Below are 2,595 nucleotides of genomic sequence, written 5' to 3' on the forward strand. Positions count from 1 at the left end.
CGTACGCATCCGAGGAGGGCCGCCTTGCTGAGAAGTGAGGCGAGTTGGATGATCTGTCTATATGGACGTTGATATAGACAGTGTGAGAACCGTGGATTTAACGATAGAGAGCCGGCCGCAAGTCAGCCGGATGGAGATTGTCGATAGCGGACGACGTCGCCGTTTCAGCAAAGAAGCCAAACTTGCTATCGTGGCGGAGAGTTATTCCGCTCCCCGGCAGGTTTCGGCAACGGCACGCCGCCATGGCATCACACGCTTTCAGTTGAACGATTGGCGAAAGGCAGCTCGCGAGGGACGGCTCGGCAATGGTCGGGGGAGTGAAGGGTTTATTCCGGCGCTGTTGGTTCCTGAGCCAGTCATCCCGGTCGCTGCGCCTGCGGCCAAGCGGTTGAAGGCACAAGGTAGCCTTATGGAGGTTGTCAGCGCGAATGGTCGCCGTGTGATCGTGGACCGCGATGTCGACGGCGCTGCTTCGGATCATGCGTGGGCTGGAGACTTTGCGGTGAATCCGTTTCCGATGGGAACAGGGGTCAAGGTCTGGCTTTCGACGGGGCATACGGACATGCGCTGCGGGTTTCCCTCTCTGGCGCTTCGGGTGCAGGAGATTCTGAAGCATGACCCTTTGTCGGGGCATCTCTTCGTCTTCAGGGGGCGCAGATCGAATATTTTGAAGATCATCTGGCACGATGGTTTGGCCGCCTGCCTTTTTACCCGCCGGCTGGAGAAGGGCCGGTTTATCTGGCCGAATGTGGAGGGCGGCGCAGTTGCGATCTCACCGGCGCAGCTTTCTTATTTATTGTCCGGAATTGACTGGCGAGCCCCTCAGGAAACATGGCGTCCGACACGGGTCGGATAGCATTATTATATTGAAAATATTGAGTGAATCTGATCGAATGGCTTCATGACCCCGAAGCCTGTGGATCTTCCTGCGGACCTTGCGAGCGCCTATCTGGCGCTGCTTTCCGAGCGTGCGACGCTGCAGGCTGAACGCGATGTTGTTGCAGCCGAGCGCGACACCGTCGTCACCGAGCGGGACATCGCGGTGGCGCAAGCCGCCAATGCCCAGGCCATGCTGTCGGACAGCGAGGCGCTGATCGTCAGTCTGGAACTGGCGATCGAAAAGCTCCGGCGCGAACTGCGCGGTCAGAGATCCGAGCGCACGGCRCGTCTGATCGACCAGATGGAATTACAGCTCGAAGAACTCGTGMTGGCSGCGACGGAGGATGAAGTGGCGGCCCAGGCTGCTGCCGCCAGAACGTCGAGCGTGCGTTCGTTCACACGCAAACGGCCGGTGCGCAAACCCTGGCCGGAGGATGCCGAGCGTGAGCGCGTGGTGATCGATCCCCCGACCGTCTGTGCTTGTTGCGGCGGGTCGCGCCTGTCGAAGCTGGGTGAGGATGTTAACGAGACGCTGGAGGAGATACCGCGCCGCTTCAAGGTGATAGAGACGGTTCGGGAAAAATTTACCTGCCGTGATTGCGAGGCGATCAGCCAGGCGCCAGCACCGTTCCATGCCACGCCGCGCGGCTTCATCGGTCCTCATCTGTTGGCGACGATCGTCTTCGACAAATTTGGGATGCACAGTCCGCTGAACCGCCAAAGCACAAGGTTCAAATGTGAGGGCATAGACCTGTCGACCTCGACGCTGGCCGATCAGGTCGGATTTGGAACGGCGGCCATCATGCCGRTCTACGACCTGATCGAGAAGCATGTCTTCGCAGCCGAGCGATTGCATGGTGACGACACGACCATCCCGATCCAGGCCAAGGGCAAATGCATAACCGGGCGAATATGGAGCTACGTCCGGGACGATCAGCCGTTCGGGGGAACGGCTGCGCCGGCGGCGATCTATTATGCGTCGAGTGACCGGCGCGGCGAACATCCGCAAAAACACCTGGCCGAGTATGGCGGCATTCTACAGAGCGACTGCTACAATGGCTTCGAGCCGCTCGCTGTCGYCGAGACAAAGACGGTTCCAATCACCTTTGCCTTTTGCCACGCCCATTCGCGTCGGAAATTCTTTGCACTGGCCGATATCCAGAAGAATGCTCGGGATCATAAGCGCAAAGGCAAGCCGATCTCACCGATCGCATTGGAAGCCGTCAAGCGCTATGACGAGTTGTTCGAGATCGAGCGCCAGATCAACGGTTTGAGCGCCGAAGAGCGACTGGCGGTACGCCAGGAGAAGAGCAAGCCGCTGTTCGACGACATGCACAAATGGTTGACGAAGGAACGTGCCACGCTCAGCAGATCGTCCGAGGTCATCGAGCCGATCGATTACATGCTCAAGCGCTGGGAGGGCTTTGCCCTCTTCCTCGAAGACGGAAGGGTCTGTCTTACGAACAATGCGGCGGAAAGAGCGTTGCGCGGTGTGGCGTTAGGAAGAAAAAACTGGAGCTTCGCCGGTTCCCAGCGTGGGGCCGAGCGTGCCGCCGTCATGCTGACCGTCATTACCACATGCCGGCTTAATGATGTCGACCCAAAGGTCTGGCTTGCCGATGTCTTTGCCCGCATCGCCGATCTTCCCGTCTCCCGCCTGCACGAACTCCTCCCATGGGAATGGAAGGCCCAAAAGACCGCTATTGCGGCGGCGGC

At 59.3% G+C, this 2,595-nt stretch carries 1 protein-coding gene and 2 pseudogenes; all 3 read left to right on the forward strand.

Going from position 1 to position 2,595, the window contains the following annotated elements; genetic code table 11:
- Positions 1-61 precede the first annotated feature (61 nt).
- Positions 62-506, forward strand: a pseudogene (gene tnpA, locus QDY28_RS30755) (IS66-like element accessory protein TnpA).
- Between the two features lie 38 nt (positions 507-544).
- A pseudogene (gene tnpB, locus QDY28_RS30760) lies at positions 545-856 on the forward strand (IS66 family insertion sequence element accessory protein TnpB); the annotation flags it as partial.
- Between the two features lie 45 nt (positions 857-901).
- Positions 902-2,595 (forward strand): IS66 family transposase (tnpC, locus tag QDY28_RS30765; protein ID WP_331384846.1); only part of this gene is annotated, 1,694 nt, incomplete at its 3' end.

It is taken from the genome of Rhizobium sp. BR 362 (assembly GCF_036528765.1).
GTDB lineage: Bacteria > Pseudomonadota > Alphaproteobacteria > Rhizobiales > Rhizobiaceae > Rhizobium.